22 protein-coding genes and 2 riboswitches are annotated in these 19,024 nt (G+C 36.5%); of the genes, 12 read left to right on the top strand and 10 right to left on the bottom strand.

Features of this window, described 5'->3' with window-relative positions; genetic code table 11:
• Nucleotides 1-40 precede the first annotated feature (40 nt).
• Complete coding sequence (locus PLANO_RS08220) at nucleotides 41-274, bottom strand: hypothetical protein (protein WP_038703986.1); 234 nt, start codon at nucleotides 272-274, stop codon at nucleotides 41-43.
• Between the two features lie 157 nt (nucleotides 275-431).
• Between PLANO_RS08220 and PLANO_RS08215 the strand changes: the two genes are divergently transcribed.
• On the top strand, nucleotides 432-1,601 hold the full coding sequence (locus PLANO_RS08215) for an MFS transporter (protein ID WP_038703985.1): 1,170 nt from the start codon (nucleotides 432-434) through the stop codon (nucleotides 1,599-1,601).
• Here the strand turns inward: PLANO_RS08215 and PLANO_RS08210 are convergent.
• Nucleotides 1,598-1,915 carry a hypothetical protein gene (locus tag PLANO_RS08210; protein ID WP_038703984.1) on the bottom strand — a complete coding sequence of 106 codons (318 nt, stop codon included), beginning with the start codon at nucleotides 1,913-1,915 and terminating at the stop codon, nucleotides 1,598-1,600. The two genes, PLANO_RS08215 and PLANO_RS08210, sit on opposite strands and share 4 nt — an antisense overlap.
• Nucleotides 1,916-1,998: 83 nt before the next feature.
• Nucleotides 1,999-2,529 (bottom strand): peptide-methionine (S)-S-oxide reductase MsrA, encoded by a 531-nt coding sequence (gene msrA / locus PLANO_RS08205; RefSeq protein ID WP_038703983.1) that lies wholly within the window; start codon nucleotides 2,527-2,529, stop codon nucleotides 1,999-2,001.
• 266 nt (nucleotides 2,530-2,795) lie between these two features.
• Between msrA and PLANO_RS08200 the strand changes: the two genes are divergently transcribed.
• The 3 genes from PLANO_RS08200 to PLANO_RS08190 are packed head-to-tail and all read left to right on the top strand — an operon-like array spanning nucleotide 2,796 to nucleotide 5,465.
• A complete protein-coding gene (locus PLANO_RS08200; protein ID WP_038703982.1) occupies nucleotides 2,796-3,740 on the top strand; it encodes an LCP family protein in 945 nt (314 codons plus the stop codon).
• 58 nt (nucleotides 3,741-3,798) lie between these two features.
• Entirely contained in the window at nucleotides 3,799-4,986 is a 1,188-nt protein-coding gene (locus PLANO_RS08195; RefSeq protein WP_038703981.1) for an AI-2E family transporter, read from the top strand.
• A 59-nt stretch (nucleotides 4,987-5,045) separates the two neighbouring features.
• Nucleotides 5,046-5,465: a sporulation protein gene (locus PLANO_RS08190; RefSeq protein WP_038703980.1), complete on the top strand. Its 420-nt coding sequence runs from the start codon at nucleotides 5,046-5,048 to the stop codon at nucleotides 5,463-5,465.
• A gap of 253 nt (nucleotides 5,466-5,718) precedes the next feature.
• Here the strand turns inward: PLANO_RS08190 and PLANO_RS08185 are convergent, their stop codons facing one another.
• From PLANO_RS08185 to PLANO_RS08160, 5 genes are all read right to left on the bottom strand, one after another.
• Nucleotides 5,719-6,474 (bottom strand): energy-coupling factor transporter transmembrane component T family protein, encoded by a 756-nt coding sequence (locus PLANO_RS08185; RefSeq protein ID WP_156108891.1) that lies wholly within the window; start codon nucleotides 6,472-6,474, stop codon nucleotides 5,719-5,721.
• On the bottom strand, nucleotides 6,455-7,885 hold the full coding sequence (locus tag PLANO_RS08180) for an ABC transporter ATP-binding protein (protein ID WP_038703979.1): 1,431 nt from the start codon (nucleotides 7,883-7,885) through the stop codon (nucleotides 6,455-6,457). The genes PLANO_RS08185 and PLANO_RS08180 overlap by 20 nt, the downstream gene beginning before the upstream one ends.
• Nucleotides 7,878-8,459 carry an ECF transporter S component gene (locus tag PLANO_RS08175; protein WP_038703978.1) on the bottom strand — a complete coding sequence of 194 codons (582 nt, stop codon included), beginning with the start codon at nucleotides 8,457-8,459 and terminating at the stop codon, nucleotides 7,878-7,880. The genes PLANO_RS08180 and PLANO_RS08175 overlap by 8 nt, the downstream gene beginning before the upstream one ends.
• Before the next feature lies 1 nt (nucleotide 8,460).
• Nucleotides 8,461-9,051: a YkoF family thiamine/hydroxymethylpyrimidine-binding protein gene (locus PLANO_RS08170; protein WP_038703977.1), complete on the bottom strand. Its 591-nt coding sequence runs from the start codon at nucleotides 9,049-9,051 to the stop codon at nucleotides 8,461-8,463.
• A 90-nt stretch (nucleotides 9,052-9,141) separates the two neighbouring features.
• Nucleotides 9,142-9,247: riboswitch (TPP riboswitch) on the bottom strand.
• Nucleotides 9,248-9,587: 340 nt separating this feature from the next.
• Nucleotides 9,588-10,772 (bottom strand): MFS transporter, encoded by a 1,185-nt coding sequence (locus tag PLANO_RS08160; RefSeq protein ID WP_038703975.1) that lies wholly within the window; start codon nucleotides 10,770-10,772, stop codon nucleotides 9,588-9,590.
• A gap of 82 nt (nucleotides 10,773-10,854) precedes the next feature.
• Nucleotides 10,855-10,954: riboswitch (purine riboswitch) on the bottom strand.
• Nucleotides 10,955-11,085: 131 nt separating this feature from the next.
• On the opposite strand from PLANO_RS08160, the gene PLANO_RS08155 reads away from it, so the two are divergent.
• The gene (locus PLANO_RS08155; RefSeq protein WP_038703974.1) at nucleotides 11,086-12,069 is read left to right on the top strand and encodes an HNH endonuclease domain-containing protein; all 984 of its coding nucleotides are present in this window, start codon (nucleotides 11,086-11,088) and stop codon (nucleotides 12,067-12,069) included.
• Nucleotides 12,070-12,129: 60 nt separating this feature from the next.
• On the opposite strand, the gene PLANO_RS08150 is transcribed toward PLANO_RS08155, so the two are convergent.
• Complete coding sequence (locus PLANO_RS08150; RefSeq protein ID WP_038703973.1) at nucleotides 12,130-12,852, bottom strand: potassium channel family protein; 723 nt, start codon at nucleotides 12,850-12,852, stop codon at nucleotides 12,130-12,132.
• A gap of 161 nt (nucleotides 12,853-13,013) precedes the next feature.
• Here PLANO_RS08150 and PLANO_RS08145 point away from each other — a divergent pair, with 161 nt between their 5' ends.
• Both PLANO_RS08145 and PLANO_RS08140 read left to right on the top strand, forming a co-directional pair.
• The gene (locus PLANO_RS08145; RefSeq protein ID WP_038703972.1) at nucleotides 13,014-13,991 is read left to right on the top strand and encodes a macro domain-containing protein; all 978 of its coding nucleotides are present in this window, start codon (nucleotides 13,014-13,016) and stop codon (nucleotides 13,989-13,991) included.
• An 81-nt stretch (nucleotides 13,992-14,072) separates the two neighbouring features.
• Nucleotides 14,073-14,729 (top strand): vWA domain-containing protein, encoded by a 657-nt coding sequence (locus PLANO_RS08140; protein WP_038703971.1) that lies wholly within the window; start codon nucleotides 14,073-14,075, stop codon nucleotides 14,727-14,729.
• 263 nt (nucleotides 14,730-14,992) lie between these two features.
• Here the strand turns inward: PLANO_RS08140 and PLANO_RS08135 are convergent, their stop codons facing one another.
• Nucleotides 14,993-15,682: an AIM24 family protein gene (locus PLANO_RS08135; RefSeq protein WP_038703970.1), complete on the bottom strand. Its 690-nt coding sequence runs from the start codon at nucleotides 15,680-15,682 to the stop codon at nucleotides 14,993-14,995.
• Between the two features lie 197 nt (nucleotides 15,683-15,879).
• Between PLANO_RS08135 and PLANO_RS08130 the strand changes: the two genes are divergently transcribed.
• The 5 genes from PLANO_RS08130 (at nucleotide 15,880) to PLANO_RS08115 (ending at nucleotide 19,002) form a co-directional block, all read left to right on the top strand.
• A complete protein-coding gene (locus PLANO_RS08130; protein WP_038703969.1) occupies nucleotides 15,880-16,116 on the top strand; it encodes a WGR domain-containing protein in 237 nt (78 codons plus the stop codon).
• Between the two features lie 681 nt (nucleotides 16,117-16,797).
• The gene (locus PLANO_RS08125) at nucleotides 16,798-17,109 is read left to right on the top strand and encodes a hypothetical protein (protein WP_231554713.1); all 312 of its coding nucleotides are present in this window, start codon (nucleotides 16,798-16,800) and stop codon (nucleotides 17,107-17,109) included.
• A gap of 133 nt (nucleotides 17,110-17,242) precedes the next feature.
• Nucleotides 17,243-17,605, top strand: a complete 363-nt coding sequence (locus tag PLANO_RS08120) for a hypothetical protein (RefSeq protein WP_038703968.1) — start codon at nucleotides 17,243-17,245, stop codon at nucleotides 17,603-17,605.
• A gap of 77 nt (nucleotides 17,606-17,682) precedes the next feature.
• A complete protein-coding gene (locus PLANO_RS16095) occupies nucleotides 17,683-17,832 on the top strand; it encodes a hypothetical protein (protein ID WP_197053080.1) in 150 nt (49 codons plus the stop codon).
• A gap of 165 nt (nucleotides 17,833-17,997) precedes the next feature.
• A complete protein-coding gene (locus tag PLANO_RS08115) occupies nucleotides 17,998-19,002 on the top strand; it encodes a DUF1835 domain-containing protein (RefSeq protein WP_038703967.1) in 1,005 nt (334 codons plus the stop codon).
• Nucleotides 19,003-19,024: the final 22 nt, after the last annotated feature.

Here is a 19,024-nt window from a genome sequence, read left to right as displayed (position 1 = left end):
TCACCCAAGGTCTCAGATAAACTGAGAATAACAGGTTATATTATCTTGATTTTCGCTCTAAATAGGCATTTAGCGAACCAAGTTCTTTATTAAGCAAATACTCCATTTGTACATATTCACGCCGCCCGGGAACATGTTCCCGAGTGAGACCTTTCATCGAATAGATAAAGTAATAGCCACCAATTTGACGGAACAATACGACGACATGTGGAAAATCATCGAAAATCGCTTTTATATTATAGCGTTTCGCATAACTCCAATTTACGAGTTTCATTGACAAACCGCCTTTCACATCTCTATTTTAAATGATTTTCAATAGAGAACACAAGTTTGGGGTATTTGTCATATCTTCTCTAAATAAATGAATAAAACATAAAGATCTTGCTATAAACAATTAATTACAATTCAGGTTCATAAATGGAGGGAACAAATTGACTGAAACGAAAAGAAAGTCAGCTTTAGGGCTTATGGTAATTGCGATTTTGTTTGTCGCACTAAACTTGCGACCTGCGATTTCCTCTATTGGACCAATGCTTGAACCAATTCGTAATGACTTAAATTTAAGCAATAGTGAAGTTAGCCTACTAACAGCAATACCTGTTTTTTGTATGGGGCTTTTTGCACCTTTAGCAATTGTGTTTGGTCGAAAGTTTGGCATGAAACGTTCGATCGCTTTTTTATTGAGTATAATTGGCGTGTTTACCTTATTAAGAGGTTTTTTACCAAATTATCCTACACTGTTAATTAGTGCGTTTTTTATTGGGGTGGCCATAGCCGTTATTAGCCCACTATTATCAGCGATTATAAAGCATAATTTTTCAACACGAACCCCAGCATTAATCGGCGTATATTCATTCGGAATGGGCCTAGGGGCAAGTTTAGCCGCAGGGTTGACGGGTGTTCTTTATACGGTTTTTAATTGGCCATTAGCTATTGCAAGTTGGAGTTTGTTATCAATAGTAGCGATTATTATATGGCTTCGTGTAGAACAGCCCACTGAAGAAAAAGTTGAAAAAAAGGAACGTAAAAATCTGCATGAATCGCCATTGAAAAATAAACGTGCATGGTATATGTTGTTGTTTTTTGGTTTTCAATCCTCTTTATTTTTCTCAATGCTTACATGGCTCGCTCCAATTGCGATTGATAAAGGCATGACCGTACTGGCTGCTGGGGGAGTGTTAACTTTAATGACCGCAGTTCAAATTGTTGGGAATATTAGTATTCCGCTTTTTTTTGATAGATTTCCAAATCGGTTCGTATGGATTCTACTTGTATTAATTTCGGGTTCCATAGGCGTTTTACTGTTGATATTTGGAACTTTAAATATAGTCTGGTTAGCTGCAGCCTTTATCGGTGTTGCGTTAGGCGGTCTTTTTCCAATTGCTTTATTAATGCCTCTCGATGAAACTACAACGGCAGATAGAGCAAATAGTTGGACCGCTATGACACAATCAGGTGGCTATATGATATCCGCTTTTATGCCGTTTATTATTGGGATAATTTACGATCGAACAGGGAATCATGATATTACATTAGTATTATTCTTAAGTTTTATAGCATTGATGTTGATATTTGCAATCCTACTTTATAAGAAAAATTAATCAAATTTACTTGGCTCTATTAAAAAAACATCTTTGATACTTTGAAGTTGCATAAGTATAAACCAAGAGAGATAAAGAGAAATTAATGGAAAGATAATGCACCATGACGAAATCATTGTAAAAGAAAGCTTAGAGTTCGGAAAAAAAGATGTGAAATACCAATAGTTATAAGTTAACGTCAAGACCATTGTTATTATGGGGCCTACATAAACTTTTTTAGAAACGAGTGCCAACCAAATACCAATTCCAATAACAAAAATCGGAACAATTACCAATTGCATGATAATGGGATCAATAGCTTCAATAAGTTTCAATCGTGTACCTCCCTAAACTATAGACTAAAATAGCTAATTGGTAGAATAATCAGAAAAATAAAACGGGCAAAAAAAGTCGACGTTTAAACGTCAACTTTATCCCAGGTAGCCGAAAGAAATTCATCTCGACCCGATGCTTCACGGTCTTCCTTATAATGTTCTGGATTTTTCTTATGAAAATCTTGATGATAGTCTTCTGCTGCATAAAAAGGTGTCGCATCTCGAATTTCTGTTACAATTGGTTTGTTAAAACGACCGCTTTCTTGAAGATCATGCTTTGATTTTTCTGCAATAGCACGTTGCCGTTCGTTTTGAACAAATATTGCAGCTCGGTACGATGGACCACGATCTTGGAACTGACCTTCGTCATCTGTAGGGTCTATCTGTTGCCAAAAAATCTCTAATAATTGTTCGTATGTGAAGATTTCAGGGTGGAACGTGATTTCTACTACTTCTAAGTGTCCAGATGTACCGGATTTTACTTGTTCATATGTAGGATTGTCTATATGTCCACCACTATAGCCTGAAACAATTTTTTCGATTCCGTCAAATTGATCAAATGGCTTGACCATACACCAAAAACATCCGCCTGCAAATATCGCTTTTTCAGTCATATTTCAGTCTCCTCTTAGATTGCTAAGAAGAATAGTACCACTTTCGTGGTTTTTCGACAATAAAAAAGTCTCCTCCATATATAAAGTCACTTTAAAGATAGAAGTATACAATAAAAAAATGATGATTTCTCTATTTTCGTGTGAGTTGTGTATAGTAAACATCTTCTTTAGTCTATACAACAAGGTTTATTTTGATCCCAAACCGAAACTTAACAAAAGATTATGCGTCTTATTGACGTGAAAGTTTAGAAAGGAGTGCATTTACTATGGAAGAAGTACAAGCTAAAAGAAGTAGAAAGCGTAAAAAAAGAAGATTTCGGCTGCGCGGCATCGTCTTCCTGCTCCTGATCGCATTAATCGCTATCGGCATATATGCATTTATACAATTTAAAGCAGGTAAGGATCTGGCGGATGCACCTATGCAAGAGCCAGTCACATTCGATGAGGACGCCACAAATAAAGATTACGAAAACATTTTGGTATTGGGAATAGATACACGTGGGGAAGAAAATTCGCGTACAGATACGATGATGCTAGCTACCCATGATAAAATAAATGGCGAGATAAAGTTGACTTCCTTTATGAGAGATATTTACGCAGACATTCCAGGATACCAATCGTATAAATTAAATACTGCTTATTATTTAGGTGGAGTAGATTTACTGGCAGAAACTTTGAGAGAAATGTTTGGAGTAGAAATTCATCATTACGCATTGATTGACTTTAATAGCTTTGAAAGTCTTGTTGATGTAGCAGCACCTAACGGGATAGAAATTGATGTAGAAAAAGAAATGTCTGAAAATATTGGTGTATCTTTAACTCCAGGAGTACAACAATTAAATGGCAAGGAATTATTAGGGTATGCACGTTTCCGAGCAGATGAAGAGGGAGATTTTGGTCGCGTCAGAAGACAACAACAAGTTATAGCGGCTATGAAAAACGAGCTAGCAACTGTTTCAACTATCCCTAAATTACCGAAATTAGCAGGGACGTTACAAGCCTATGTACAAACAGATATGCCATTAACAGATCAAATAAAATTAGCGACACAATTAGCAATTAACGGAGGCGGGGAAGTTGAACGATTAACGTTGCCGGTTGAGAATGGCTATAGTTATGGCAATTACCCACAAGCAGGATCAGTACTCGATATTGACCTTGAAATGAATAAACAAGCTTTAAGTGAATTTTTGTCGCAACCCTTAAACTAAATGAACAATGGTTATGATAAAATGACAATATCACGTTTAATCAGAAAAGAGGAAGCTTATGGAGCCTGAGGACAAGCGATCATTTTTTGCCACCAATTATATTCGTTTTTTAGGTGGAAGGAATACATTATTTACATTGTTCTCCTTATTAATGCTTGGATTTGTAATATACGTTTTCAAGGAAGTTTCATTTATCTTTCATCCAGTGACAGTTTTCATGAAAACGGTAGTGTTGCCAATTGTTTTGGCGTTAGTATTCTTCTACTTGCTCAGACCCGTTTTGCGCGGCTTAGAGAAATTTAAAATTCCTCGTATTTGGGGTATTATAATTATCTTCCTAGGCGTAGTAGGATTAATTACGTTGCTAAGCGTATTGGTATTTCCATTTTTACGTTCTCAATTTCAAAATTTGATCGCAGATGTTCCAGAATATTTTATGCAATTAGTAACATCTGTAGATGGATTTTTGAGAACCTCTTTTGTTGGCGATTACTATAGTGAATCTAATTTCACGTTGGATACATTACTTGCAACCTTACCTGACAATATTGCAGACACGCTACAAAACACTGTGACAGGTATTATATCCGGGGTTACAGGCTTAATATCGACCATTACTGGCGTTATTTTATCCATTGTAATTGTACCGTTCATTTTATTCTACTTATTAAAAGATGGCGAAAAATTGCCTGAGTATTTTTTGAAATTATTGCCACCAAGATTTCGAGACGATACCCGGGAAGTATTTTCAGAAGCTGATAAGCAATTAGGAGCTTATATACAAGGTCAATTGATTGTTGCTTTTTGTATCGGGGTCATGGTTTATATCGGTTTCTTAATCATTGGTATGGAGTATGCCTTATTGCTTGGCGTTCTAGCCATGGTTACAAGTGTAGTTCCTTATATTGGTCCTGCCATAGCTATTGCTCCTGCTGCGATTATCGCTTTAGTAACATCACCATTTATGCTTGTTAAGTTGGCGATCGTTTGGACAGTTGTGCAATTGGTTGAAGGAAACTTGATCTCCCCACAAGTTATGGGCAAGACCATGTTTATTCATCCAGTGACAATAATATTTGTTTTATTAACAGCAGGCTCTCTATTTGGAGTTGTTGGGGTAATTTTAGGGATACCAATGTATGCTTTACTGCGTGTACTTGTATCACATCTATATAAATTATTTAAGCGTCGGTATAATAGGCACGAAACGAATTTATCAAATCAATACGACTATACAGAATTATAAAATTAGGTTAAAAAAGTTAGTTATTTTATTAACGATCTTATTATGGGGGTTTCTAGTTTATGAAGTTTAAAGATTTTTTATCATCTATAGGCATTGGTTCATTAAAAGTAAATACAGTTGTAGAAAGACCGCATCTTGAAGAAGGCGAAACATTAAATGGTACCATTTATCTTGATGGTGGCGATGGGGAGCAAACAATTGATTTTATCGAATTAAATGTAATAAGACTTGTAGAAGATACACGAGATGATAGCGATTTTGATTATTACGAAACAATTATAGCAAAACAGTCGATGGAATTTGCGGGATCCGTAAAATCTAAAGATACAGTTATGCAGCAGTTTGAAATTGTTCCTGACGAGCGGTGGGAACTGGAGAATCCAAGTGCCAAACTAATTTTGCGCACGATTGTCCATGTGAAAAATGGAGTTAATGCAAGAGACGAAGATGAAATCACATATGGAACACTAGAGAGCTGAGATATCAGCTCTTTTTTTTTTTCGGAATACTACCGAATGAAATATTTGATAATTATATTATGTAAACTTTGAGTGAAGATCTATTTATAAGTTAACGTGGTTTAATAATTTGAGAGATAACTATGTTTTTATTTACTATGTAAATAACTACTTAAGGATATAATTCAAAATTCAAAACCATGTAAGTAAGAGCAAAAATAACATGAGAAAAAGGAAATCCATAAATTTCAGATTCCCTTTTATAACCTATTCATTAACTCAACCATATGCCTCCAAGACAACTAGCGAGTACTATTGTTAGAAAAACACTAGACATGAAAACATCCGTGCGACTTAGAAGAATGGGGTGGTAATAGCCTTTTCTAGGCTCTCCTGTAAACCCCCGGGCTTCCATCGCAAATGCAGAGCGTTCAGCTTTTCGAACTGCGCCTGCTAGCATTGGGATGAGCACACGGCGCATCGACACTATTCGTTGCCAGCTCCGCTTTTCTACTTCGGCACCACGTAGTCGTTGCGCTTGTAGAATTTGGGTAAATTCATCTTTCATGACGGGCAAAAACTGATAGCCGACCATGACGCCATACGCAAGTTTTGGAGAAAGCTTTAATTGTTGCATTAAGCTTAAAATAAATTTCACAGGATCTGTCGTAAAAGCGAACATGAGAGAAAGACTAGAAAATGCCATGACGCGAAAAGATAGTGACAAAGCGTGTGCCCATTGTTCGTCGGTTACATCGATTCCTGCAAAAGACCAAATAATCGTGCCTCCTGTATCTGCGCCAAAAACTACTGTCGTCCATAGATACCCGAAAGCACCAATAGAGAAAGGTAGCATGAATAATGCCCACAACTTCCATTTAATATGACTCATCGTTAATTGCAATAATAGAATACTGATCCAAAATAGTAGAGGTGTCCACGGATTGAAAAAGAAGGCGATTGAGAGCATTGATATTGTGACTGCGATAAACTTCACCGAAGGATTCATGTTATGCAAAAGATTCCGCAAAACGAGCAACTCCTTTCGGTGCTAATAAGTGGTGAGATGCCAGCAATTTTTCATTATGCCACACATCTCTAGCGTCAAATTTCCCAGTCAGTTTCCCGTTTTTTATAAGTAATACCGAATCGGCGACACTCGCTGCAAATTCCATATCGTGTGTCACGATTAAAAAAGTAGTTCCTTCTTTAGAGCGCTGATCAATTAACTCAAAAAGTTCTAATAGTGCAGCTCTGTCTTGACCTGAAGTCGGTTCATCCATTAATAGAACAGGTCGTTTATCAGCAAGCATAGCAGCAATCGCAACGCGTCTTTTTTGTCCATGGCTAATTGCGAAGGGATGGTCTTCGCGAATTTGTTCAAGGCGTAAACGAATCATTAGTGAAGAAATTTCCGACATACTTGAACTAGAAGAATAAGAGACTTCTTCTTGGACTGATTGCGTTAAAAATAAATATTCTGGTGATTGCGGCACATAGCCGGTACCTTCCGATTGAATTGTTCCAGTTGTCGGTTTGTAAATGTCGCATAGTGATTTAACTAATGTCGATTTGCCACTACCATTGGGACCCGCCACTACAACGATCTCACCACGCTGCACAGAAAACGATAGTGGTGCCAGCAATTGCTTATTCTTGATTGTGACAGATAATTGCTCAACAGTTAAAGCTGTTTGTGGTTGAATTGCAGTTAAACGATCTGGAAATAAAATCGGTTGTTTTATTGTGAATAGATGATCTTCTTTGATAGATCCGTTTTCATTTAATTGGATTTCTCGGTCGAAAAAGTGACCCCAACTATCTAACCGATGTTCAACTGTAACGATAGTTAACTGAGTTTTAATCTGCAATTCTGTAAGCCAATCTACAAATTGTTTAGCTGTATATGGATCTAAATGCGACAAAGGTTCATCGAGTAACAACACTTCGGGGTCCATAATAAGCGCACAAGCTGTTGCAACCCGCTGTTTAATTCCTCCTGATAAAGATTGGATAATTGTGTGCCGTAAATGAGTAAGTCCAGTCAATTCCAGCACTGATTCGATTCGCGCATCCATATCGCCAAAAGGAACTTGCAAGTTTTCTAAAGTAAAAGCAAGTTCATCTTCAACGGTTGGCATGCAAAACTGAGAATCGGGATCCTGAAAAACCGTTGCAACGCGGTGATTGATCTCGCCAGGTGCATAATTTGTTGCTGATTTACCGAAGAGAAGGATGTCTCCATCTACTATGCCGTCACAATTATTGGGATACAAACGATTTAATAAATATATGAGGGTGCTTTTACCGCAACCACTTGCACCAGAAATGACGAGTTTTTCACCTTTAAATACGGTGAAAGAGATGTCTTTTAATGTTGCCATTTGATCTTCTGGAAATCGAAACGACAAATTGTTTAAAGAGAAAATCTCTTTACGCATTCACATCACCTTTATTCGAACGTGCAATGGCATATCCTCGCAAAGAACCTGTCGCAAGTAGAGCATCTCCGATATACTTACCACCGATTCCTGCGATGATGGCACCACTTAGCACGCGTATAGTAAACATTAATGCAACAAATGATGGATCAAGTGCAGCATAGCCTGAAACAAAGTAACCATATATAAAACTAAAAACCGCTGAACCGATACCTGCAAGCATCAATACCAAAATATTAAAATGTTTGTAGCCAGTTAATGCAAATGCTGCTTCTGCGCCAAGTCCTTGAACGACACCGGTTAAAATTAAGCGAGGTCCTACAGCGTTGCCAATTAACACTTCGATGGCAGCTGCCATGGTTTCTGATAGAAAAGCTGCGCCGGGTTTGCGGATGATGTACATGCAAATAATTGAAACGATAAACCAAATGCCAAACATCCATTCATATGCAAGTGGTCCAATAATCGCTGCCCAAATATTGGCAGCGTGAACAAATAATAAATAAACAATGCCAAAAACAACGGCAAATAACGACATTAAAACAACTTCTTTTAATTTCCACGTTTTAAGCATATTAAGCACCTCCATGAGATGGGCTATTAATGCTCATCGATACGGTCATGACTAAATGGCGGTGATCCTCTGATCGTGCATTTGTAAATGCATCTTCATAAAAAGCAAAGACGTCGTGAATATCACCATGAATGCCACTCGCATAATGCATCGAGTCGTTAAAAACGCCTAACTGTTTAGCACGGTCCACTTCGCGGTAAATCACGGCCATATAATCAGGGTTGTTCATTGGGTACAGCGCAAATTGCGAAGAAACGTATTGTTTTGTGTCGTCGGTGTTCAATAACATATCGTCTTTTTCTAAAAAGACATCACCTGACGAATCACCCGGACAGCCGATTGAAAAGGTACCAGATAAGGCGACGTGTTCGCCAGTTTTTGCTGCATGTAAGGCTAGAGCTTTAGCAACGTTAAAAACGTGAATTTGTTTGCCACGAATAACAGTTGAGACATCATCTGTATGCATCCATACGTTTGAAGTGTCTGTTTCGTTTAAAGCTCCTTTTATTACGCTAATAAAATCTCCTGTCATCGGATGTAACGAAAAACGAAATCCGACGATTGGGCTAGTGCCGCATTGCAATGGTTCCATGTAAAACTCCTCCTTAAAAATGTGCACAAAAAAGACCGCATCCGTGAAGATGCAGCCATAATCTACAAATAATCAAAAAAGGAATTATTTCAGAAATGCGCCGCACTTCCTCACGCAGGTATTATCCTGATCGAGTTTTGAGGGATCGAAGCTTGCGCTTGCATCTCAGCCAAAGTGGGCACCCCTAGTGCAGAAAACGGTATGCGGTTTTTGTGTTCGGGTTGTTCCCGATGAGTTTAGTGTAGAGGAAGTGGAGAGGGATGTAAAGAGTGAGTCAGAAAAATATCCAGAGTGTAGAAGATTGAATGGGGTCTGGAAACGCTTCGGCCGCTTTGGGCATGGCTCTCGCACTAAGCCTGGAAATGCATCTGTCTTAGTGGTTCGCCTAGCCCATGGACGCGCCAGCGCTAAGAGAGTTACTAGGAGAAACGTCGGTTCAGTCCAAATAATATTATATGATGAAAGTGAAGTAAATATAAAAAATGGGAAGTGAAAGTTTGGGTTTCACTTCTCATTTTTATTAGTTTTTGTGTAATTTAACCATTAGTTTTACTACTAGCTTGCAAAGTGCTTCGAACAATAGCAGGCCGCGTTAATGAAAATAGAGCGCAGCCAAGTGCAATAAGAACAATAATGGCGCCGACATAAGGCATGCTTGAAACTGAACCAGTTTGTGATAATGCGATACCACCGATTGCAGAACCTAGAGCAATTCCAACTTGGAGAGCTGAGTTATTAAAACTTTGCTGAACATCTGAAGTTGCTGGGTCTATTTCGATTAAATAGCTTTGCTGAGGCGGAGCTAAACTCCAGCTAAGTGCTGCCCATATAACCATAACTGGTAAGAATACGACTAATGAAAACGTGCTGAGTGGTAGTAAAAATAATGAAACGGCGAAGGCTGAAATAACGATGATAATACTTTTTTTCGAACCTATCCAATCTGATAACGCGCCACCGATCGCGCCACCGCTAACTGCTGCAATACCAAACAATAAATAACAAACACTAACCCAGAAGGAGTTTAAGTTAAGAATGGTTTCAAGAAATGGTGTGAAATAAGCATAGACTGTGTAATGTCCCGCAAGCATAAACATTGTTGCGAGGTGGGCAGTTCCGATTTTTGCACTAGCAACGGCTCTGAGTTGTTGCTTTAATGGTACTGCTGTACCTCCTGGAATTGGTTGTATATAGAGCGCAATCAATACCATCGAACCGATCGAAAGTAATGCGATGCCAAGGAAAATAACACGCCATCCGAACAAGTCTGAAATGACAATACCAATTGGCACGCCAAGAACGAGTGAAGAACTGATACCCATGAAGATGAAGCCAATTGCTTTGGCACGGTAAGGAGGCTCAACAATTTTTGCCACAATAGTAAGCGATAATACAACGATAAGTGCAGTGCTTGCAGCGGTTAAAACACGTGAAATCATCATCCAGGTAAAATCAGGACTAAAATAAGTCATGATGTTTCCGAGGAAAAAAATGAACATCGCAATCAAGTACACTTTTTTACGTTCAAATTTGCTAGTCGCAACAAGCAAGATAGGACCTGCAATGGCAATAATCATCGCAAAAACGGTAATTAACTGACCAGCTGAGCTTAGAGATACATCAAACTCTGCAGCGATTGTCGGCAAAATTCCTCCGATAATTAGTTCGACAAGTCCCACAGCAACTGTGGATAAAGCTAAAATATACACTTTTAAATTCATTGCTTTTAACGCTTCCTCTCTTCTTTGCATTTGTAATAGATTTAAGGTTTGTTAAAAACACAAAAAAATCCTGATTACAAAAAACGAACAAATCGTTTTCTGTAATCAGGATTTTGAGGTTCCTGGTAGAGACCCCTAAGCCATATTCTTAGGGTTATACAGATGCATATAGTTTATTTCTTAGGAAATCTTACTATAAACAAAGTTTTTCTGCAAGTGCGGTAGAGCATTAGTATCAATACTGTTGTAAAATATTAGTAATGTTAAAAACTTGGATTTAAAAAGTGGTATTAATCGGATAAGGAGGATAGCGATGCCAGAAGGTTGGAAGTTAAAAGAGGGAGCAGCTACTTATAGTTCTGTTTCAGACGATGAGGTATGGGCTGTATGCATGAAAGTATTGTCTACTCAGTCGGTTAAAACAACTTCTTATAAGTACGCATTGTTGAGAGCTATTCTCGAAAACCTTTATAAAACGAATGATAATCTAGAGTTAAACTTTAGCCAAATAGCAGAGTCTTTTGCCAGGTTGTACTGGAATTTAGTTGTTCGAAATGGCTATTCTCAAGGGCATCAAACGAGTATTGAGAAGGTGTTAATGGAATTCGAACTTGAGTTTTCTATTCCAGAAGGGGTTTCTTTTGACGGGTTACAAAAAAAGCAACAAGAAGAATTGATTCGTCGTATAGAAATTAGTATTTTACGTAAATATGTTGTAGGTGCGCTGTACGAGGATACGAATGGAGTATTATACGGTTTTTCTAAAAAAAGTCGTTTAATAGGTTTGACTCCAGCAAGCTATGAGTTTTTACTGAAATACCAAACAACTCTTTTTAAACTAATCAATTATGAATTGGCAAAGTTTTTAGAAAAGAAAAATCCGGATCTAACTCAAGGCATGTTACTGCATGAAATTGAAAACATTACGAAACGCGAGTCGTTAAAACAATTTCAGCAATTGATAGCCGAGCATTCTGGTGACCAGTGTTTTTATACAGAACAACCATTATTGAGAGCTCCACGGTCGATAGCGGTAGATCATTTTGTCCCTTGGAGTTTTGTTCATAGTGATGAATTGTGGAATTTTGTATTAACTTCTTCGAAAATTAATTCTCGTAAGGGCAGTAAACTTCCTGCGGAGCGGTACTTGGGTAAATTGCATGAGCGAAATCTCTTGTTCAAACAAAGTGGCAATGTTTATGTTAAGCAATATATGGACAACTACAGTTTCCATCAATTCGAAAAACTTTATCATTATGCAGAGTTAAATGGTTTTGAAAAAGGTTGGGTACCATAAAATTAGAATTAGCAGAATAAGGTTCAACCCAAGTTAAATATCATGGGTTGAACCTTATTCTTATAAATCACTATTAATATCTTGAGTTGATTTTTTTCGCTTAATATAAAGGTTAATCATTTCGATATCATCTTTGGTCAATGTATCAACTTCTTCAATGGTTTTAAGAATATCAAGCAGTTGCTTTTCATGATCTTTTATGACTTCTTTATTAAAAAAGCTAGTGATGGAAGATGTCAATGTACCAATAATACCAATGCCCAGCATCATGAGAACCACTGCGAGTATGCGACCAATTGGAGTTTCTGGAGACAAGTCTCCGTATCCTACCGTAGTGGTCGTAACAACAGCCCACCATAGTGCATCAGGAAAGCTTTCGATTGATGGTTCTAGAATAACAATCGGTATTGGAATCAGAAATAAGAGGATTAATGAAACAATCAAAACCTTTTCCAATCCATTTGTTTTGAGTAATTTGTATACTGGGATCATATAGCGTGAACCAATGCCAACTAGGCGAACGATGCGCATTAGTCTAGCAATACGTGCAGCTCTAAAGAGTGCATCAAAAGGAATTATGGCAATCAATTCAAATGGGTGCTTTTTGATATATGTCCATTTGTTTTTCGCTTTCAATAACCGAACGGTATAATCAATAACAAAAATAATCCATATCAACCGATCAAGTAGTAGGAAGTTTTGATCTTCTGAAAAAGCAAAAAAGATTGATATTAGAATTAGGATAAACATAAAGCTCTCGTAAACTATTACGCCCTTTTTCATTATATTACTCCTCCGTTATATATGTATAATTGATAAGTGAGTTTAGTCATTTAGTTTAAGTACATAGTTTAACTTTAACGTAATTGCATACGAGTTTGTGAATTTTTTCATTCGATCGTTGTATCTATTAAAAGTATGTAACCAAGGATGGAGAGAAAGAAATGACATTAAAAATAGTGCGAAACGATATTACAAAAATGACTACCGATGCCATCGTCAATGCTGCGAACGCTAACTTGAAAATGGGAGGTGGGGTATGTGGAGCTATATTCACTGCAGCCGGGTCTCAAGTTTTACAAGAAGAGTGCGATCAAATTGGTCATTGTCTTACGGGAAGCGCAGTGCATACAAAGGCTTTTTCGCTAAAAGCCAAATACATTATCCATACAGTCGGACCTGTCTGGCAAGGTGGGCAAAAAAATGAAGCGGAATTACTACGAGATTGTTACTTGAGTTCGCTTGAATTGGCTCAAAAACTGGGTTGCGAATCGATTTCTTTTCCGCTTATTTCTACAGGAATTTTCGGCTATCCAAAAGAGCCCGCCTTGAGAATTGCAGTTTCAGCTATAGAGTCATTCTTAAAGACTCATGAGATGGATGTTTGCCTTGTAGTATTTGATAAGCAATCTTATAAGATCAGTGGACAACGCTACCAATCGATTGCAACCTTTATTAACGAAAATGAAGTACGAACTTTAGAGAAAAAGCACACGCAGTATCGTCAAACGAATAAATTAGAAGTCGAATCTTATATTCAAGAAAGTGCAAAAATTAGTTTAGATGATTTCTTAGATAATATCGATGAATCTTTTTCAGAACGGTTGCTTCGATTTATAGATGAAAAAGGCATGACGGACAGCGAAACATATAAAAAAGCGAATATCGACCGAAAGCTTTTTTCTAAAATACGCAGTTCACCTGGATACACGCCGTTGAAAAAAACCATTATCGCGTTTGCGGTGGCTCTCGAACTAAATCTTACTGATACGGAAGACTTGCTCGAAAAAGCGGGGTATAGATTATCACGCAGTCATAAATTTGATTTAATTATTCTTTATTTTATCGAAGAAAAAAATTACAATGTTCATGAAATAAACGAAGCATTGTTTGCTTTTGACCAAGTACTGCTTGGTGCCTAATATGTCGCTTTCATAGCGACCTATTTATTTATGGATAGTCGTATCCTTAAGTTGTGAAAAAAACTTAAGGAGGAACTTGTAATGAAAAATGAAACAACAGAATTGATTTTCATTCTTGATAAAAGCGGGTCGATGGCAGGGTTAGAACAAGATACAATTGGCGGTTTTAATGCATTGCTTGAAAAGCAACGGAAGCTCCCCGGAGAAGTTCGTGTCACGACGGTATTGTTCAATCAGGGCTATGAGTTGCTACATGATCGAATTCCAGTATCAGGCGTCGCTCCAATGACTAGTGTGGATTATCAAGTTGGTGGAATGACGGCATTGCTGGATGCAATCGGTTCAACAATACAAAAAATAAGTAATGTCGAAAAAAATACCATCCAAGAACAGCAGGTAGATAAGGTAATGGTCATCATTACTACAGACGGTATGGAAAATTCAAGCTGTGAATACTCATATAAAAAAATTCATGAAATGATTGCTATGAAGAAAAATACAGCAGATTGGGAGTTTATCTTTCTTGGAGCAAATATCGATGCAATCGCCATAGCTCGTCAATTTGGAGTAGGGGAAGATTTCGCAGTCAATTTTCATGCTGACGCTAAAGGCACACAGCTTAATTACGATGTGATGAGTGAGGCAGTCGCTTCTTACCGTAGAGATGGCAAGATAAATCGCAGCTGGAAAGAGGATATTGAACAGGACTTTAAATCTCGAGCGAAGAAAAAGATCTAACAGGTTTATGACCTACTGGTAACGATTGTGATAGTGTCATAATCGCAAAGATGGAAAGAAGTACAAGGCGAGTTTGCCTTGTGCTTGCTTTTTTATTTGATTTGGTGAAGATCTGCGCGTTTTTTATTCGATTTGTTAATTGAGGGACAAATTATGCGCGGTAGAGAAAGGGGAGCGCGCGATACCTAAAGCACGTATAAAAAAGCGCTCGCGAAGTAATGCTAATGAGCGCTTTTAAAAGTTATGTTATGTCGCGACTAAAATTATTGCTGTACTTGATAAACTTCCTCAAATGGTTGTACCACCACAAAGCCATTACCAGAGAATTTCATTTGTACAGATTCGCCGCTACCACGTCCAAATAAACTTTTCAATTGAATATCTGTTACAAAATCAGGCTCTAGACTGCCTGACCACGCCACCGTTGCATTTGGATCTGTGAAAATGGGCTTATCAGGCGTTACAAGTAAAGTGAGCGGCTCGTAATGAGAAGTAAAAGCGACAAGCCCTCTTCCTTCTAAACGAATGTTAAATAAACCACCAGCCATCATGCCTGCAACGCGGCGCATCAACTTAATATCCCACGTTAATCCATCTTGAAAAGCAAGAAGGTCATTGCCGTTAATATAAATACTTTCGCCTTCTAAATCTAATACGGTAATTTTTTTGCCATTATCCGCAACATATAATTTGCCTAAACCATTTGCTTTCATTAACTGTGCACCTTCGCCACTAAAAGCTTTTTTTACAAATTTGCCGAGTCCGTGTTCTAAAATACCTTCACGTTCAAATTTAATATTTCCTTCGTAAGAAATCATCGATCCGGCTTTTGCCCATACAAGGCCATCTAAATTAACTTCTAACAGGCGCTCTGTCTCAAGTTCGAAAAAATCATGTGCATGTTCATCTTGTTTTGTATTTTGTACAAATTGGTGAATAGAGTACTTTGACATAATGTATTCCTCCTTAGGTTGAGTAATAGTTTATACGGATAATTAAAAGAATAGTTTCAAAGGGGATGTTTAAGTCGAATCAATAGAAATAGAGATAACTAGTAAGACCAGCGAAAAGTTCCTTTTTTAGTGGATGGAATAATGGATTTTGTATACTATACTATGTTGTATAGCATTCGTAAAAGTGGGGGAGTCATTTGGAAAAGTCATTAGTCTGTGTAACTTCCTATTCAAATAAATTTTGGAAGATAAAAGCACAAGGAAATGTATTTATCGTATTATATGGGAAAATTGGTAGTCGAGGTTCTGTAAATACAAAAGAATTTCCATCTGAAGAGCTTTGTTTAAAAGAAGCATACAAGTTAATTGATTCGAAGTTGAAAAAGGGATATTGGGAGAGCAGTCCAAAAAGGGAGCGGGTGATTAGGTTTTGACAAAACTCTTATAAATTGGAGAATAACTAATTTATATATTTGAAAAAATATCGAAATTACCTTATTTTAGTAAAACATTCTTAAAATGGATATTAGGATGGCAATGTGAACATGTTTCTAATCAAACCCTAAAATATCTATATTTTAACAAATAGAAAGTGCCTAATATTAGGCACTTTCTATTTGTTTATAGCTAAGTAATGAATTTTAAATATACCATGAAATTGCTCCTAACCGCTAAGAACAGAGGGTAATCTATATGCTATAGAGTTTAGAAATTGTATTAGGTTTCTGCAGCGCAAAAGTTACTTTTAATATACTGTAATTACAAAAAGTAACACAAGTTATTAATTTTATATACGATATTCAGTATAAATATTATTTAAGAAAAACTTATTAATAGTCAGAATTAAAAGAATTTTATTTAACGCTTTACATATTTTGTGGTGTAATATAGTCTAAATGTAGTGTTAACAAAATAAATATTTTAAATTTAAATTTTTATTAGTTATAAAGTTGTTCTTTAGAGCTACTATAATGAGTTTTAATTACTATTATCATATTGAAGTTGAATTATCAGAAAAAAATCTGTGCAAGTTAGTTTTGCATGAAATTGAAAAATTTTGGTTACAAAAAGCATTGTGCCAGTGTTATTTTTAGTGCGTGTAAAGGAATGATTAAATGATAGAAACCATTTTACAAGTAGAAATATCTGAGAAAGTCAGAAATCTTTTGGGTGGTGAAGTGGAATTCGCTGATGGATATTGGCACTTTCAAAAACTTCGAAAGGTCAAAGCTCAAGAAAGTGTTGATTTGTTTGTAAACTGGTCATTAGATTTGTCAGTTACTTATAAACTATCCGTAGATAACCAAAAAGCTTTTAATCAAGCTGAAGTTTTTCTTCTTCCTGAGGAGTTATCAATGTTTGTCAATGAAATGATCAAACACCCAAACACCCAAACTTTTTTCCAAGCAGTTATTCTCAGCAGCTAACATTGGAACGAGGAATGTATTGTTTACGGATTACTTCCCTTGAGTCTCCGAAACTATTTGCCGAACGTCTATCGGATTCACTTTTCGCACTTGAATAAAAAATAAACACATGGTCTAGAGGAGAGTAGAAAACATGGAACAAGATTTGTGTCTGCCCGATCAAAGGGCAAATTACTACTTTTTAAAATCTAAGGATGTTCATGTTGAAGAAGGAAATATGTATATCACTTGCTTTGCTCGTTTAACAAGAGAAGTTTTAATTGAAAAAGACGGAAAAGAAAAAACGCGGATTCAAACCTTTTGGGTCGATATAAATGAACAACGATTTGATCAAGCTACTAAAAAAGTACAAGCTATGCCGAATCGTATGCATCGATATGAAATTGCTAAAGAAGTATTTTATAACATGTATCAATTATCCAAGAGTTGCCCTGAAGAAATTTTCCAAGTGATACCTTTACACAAAAAATCTACTTGCGAGAAATTTATCAACTAAATCACGTATCGTTTATTTACAAACTATTTTTTAGTAGTAGAAACAGATGATTGACCATACTAAGGGGGATAAATTAAATGACAAAAGTAATGAATACAGGTAAAAGAAAGAATCAACTGGCTAAAACATATTTGGGGATGTATAAAGAATATATAGAAGGTTATAAGCAATACAAAACAGAAAAATCTATGATGTATATCGATAATAAGAATACCAAAAGAGCTTAAGCAGTAGTTACTAATTTAATAAATCAATAAAAGCGCTACCTGTAACTCATATAGGGAAGCGCTTTTTCTATGTTAAGTAGAAAATATTAGACATAATTTGAAAGTTAGAGGATATTTACAGTAGATTATTTAACTGTTAAATTGAAGGAAGAGGTGTTCGCGAATATGTCAGAGTTACATTTAGAAATAGAAAAATTGAGTGGCAGTGAAGCTAAAAGTTTACTATTGAATATATTATATAGAATAGAATTTCTGAAAAAAGAAGAGGATTCACAAAGTAATATAGTGCAAGAGTTATTATCATTAGCTGAGGAAGTGCAACAAGAATTACATAATGAGAGGGAATTTGATAGCGAAAAAACGGCGGTGCACCTTATTTGCGGTGAATCACCAGCAGGTTCATTGCGAATTGGTTTAAGTAATGAAAACCAAATCATAGGTTTTCCAGATTTTTTTGCGATAGGACCCTTTTGGAAAATACATACTGATGAAGGCAGGAAAAAGCGTTTTGAGTGGTTATTAGACCATATTAATTATGAAGTAGATTATATCGAGGAGGAGTACAATAGCCGAATTATAAAAACGCTTGATCAAATTAACACAATACCATCTTCTATACCTATCATTTTGTGGACAGCGACAAATTGCGACGAACAGATTGCACTTCGTTACTTCCTGTATCTTTTGCGAGAAAAGAAAAATGATATATATATTCTCAATATCACAGAAGCTTTTGACCAGTCAAAATTTGATATAAGACATTCGGGTGAAGTTGCTTCGCATCAATTTAAAGAATTATATTCAACAAAATCGAAAATGTTGATAACAAAAGAAGAAAGGGTAGAGTTAGAAAACGAGTGGCTATTGCTATCAGAGAAACCCGAGAAGCTGTGGATTTTTGAAAACGGCACTATTCAAAGCGTTCAGGAAGATTATTTTGATTCGTCAATAATTGATCTTGTTCAAGAAATACACAATGAGACCGGAACGATTGATTTTATTTTAACAGCTAGAGTAATTGGAGAAATGCTTTCTCGCTATCCACATCCAATTGATCACGGTTTCTTGGAGTATCGTATAAGAAATTTAGTTATAGAAGGTGTATTTGAAATAAAAGGTATTCCAAAAAGCATGAGGCATTATAGTGTAAAGTTGAGTCTATCCAAATAAAAAACGCCCCGAAGGACGTTTT

The organism is Planococcus sp. PAMC 21323 (genome assembly GCF_000785555.1).
Taxonomy (GTDB): Bacteria; Bacillota; Bacilli; order Bacillales_A; family Planococcaceae; genus Planococcus.
The sequence above is the reverse complement of the archived record's forward strand: the minus strand, read 5'-3'. Positions and strand labels throughout refer to the sequence as shown.

What these genes read in the sequence shown, in the direction of transcription:
- PLANO_RS08220 (WP_038703986.1), bottom strand. Translation starts at nt 274, where the DNA reads ATGAAACTCGTAAATTGGAGTTATGCGAAACGCTATAATATAAAAGCG.
- msrA (WP_038703983.1), bottom strand. Translation starts at nt 2,529, where the DNA reads ATGACTGAAAAAGCGATATTTGCAGGCGGATGTTTTTGGTGTATGGTC.
- PLANO_RS08200 (WP_038703982.1), top strand. Translation starts at nt 2,796, where the DNA reads ATGGAAGAAGTACAAGCTAAAAGAAGTAGAAAGCGTAAAAAAAGAAGA.
- PLANO_RS08195 (WP_038703981.1), top strand. Translation starts at nt 3,799, where the DNA reads ATGGAGCCTGAGGACAAGCGATCATTTTTTGCCACCAATTATATTCGT.
- PLANO_RS08190 (WP_038703980.1), top strand. Translation starts at nt 5,046, where the DNA reads ATGAAGTTTAAAGATTTTTTATCATCTATAGGCATTGGTTCATTAAAA.
- PLANO_RS08180 (WP_038703979.1), bottom strand. Translation starts at nt 7,885, where the DNA reads ATGCGTAAAGAGATTTTCTCTTTAAACAATTTGTCGTTTCGATTTCCA.
- PLANO_RS08175 (WP_038703978.1), bottom strand. Translation starts at nt 8,459, where the DNA reads ATGCTTAAAACGTGGAAATTAAAAGAAGTTGTTTTAATGTCGTTATTT.
- PLANO_RS08170 (WP_038703977.1), bottom strand. Translation starts at nt 9,051, where the DNA reads ATGGAACCATTGCAATGCGGCACTAGCCCAATCGTCGGATTTCGTTTT.
- PLANO_RS08160 (WP_038703975.1), bottom strand. Translation starts at nt 10,772, where the DNA reads ATGAATTTAAAAGTGTATATTTTAGCTTTATCCACAGTTGCTGTGGGA.
- PLANO_RS08155 (WP_038703974.1), top strand. Translation starts at nt 11,086, where the DNA reads ATGCCAGAAGGTTGGAAGTTAAAAGAGGGAGCAGCTACTTATAGTTCT.
- PLANO_RS08150 (WP_038703973.1), bottom strand. Translation starts at nt 12,852, where the DNA reads ATGAAAAAGGGCGTAATAGTTTACGAGAGCTTTATGTTTATCCTAATT.
- PLANO_RS08145 (WP_038703972.1), top strand. Translation starts at nt 13,014, where the DNA reads ATGACATTAAAAATAGTGCGAAACGATATTACAAAAATGACTACCGAT.
- PLANO_RS08140 (WP_038703971.1), top strand. Translation starts at nt 14,073, where the DNA reads ATGAAAAATGAAACAACAGAATTGATTTTCATTCTTGATAAAAGCGGG.
- PLANO_RS08135 (WP_038703970.1), bottom strand. Translation starts at nt 15,682, where the DNA reads ATGTCAAAGTACTCTATTCACCAATTTGTACAAAATACAAAACAAGAT.
- PLANO_RS08125 (WP_231554713.1), top strand. Translation starts at nt 16,798, where the DNA reads ATGATAGAAACCATTTTACAAGTAGAAATATCTGAGAAAGTCAGAAAT.
- PLANO_RS08120 (WP_038703968.1), top strand. Translation starts at nt 17,243, where the DNA reads ATGGAACAAGATTTGTGTCTGCCCGATCAAAGGGCAAATTACTACTTT.
- PLANO_RS16095 (WP_197053080.1), top strand. Translation starts at nt 17,683, where the DNA reads ATGACAAAAGTAATGAATACAGGTAAAAGAAAGAATCAACTGGCTAAA.
- PLANO_RS08115 (WP_038703967.1), top strand. Translation starts at nt 17,998, where the DNA reads ATGTCAGAGTTACATTTAGAAATAGAAAAATTGAGTGGCAGTGAAGCT.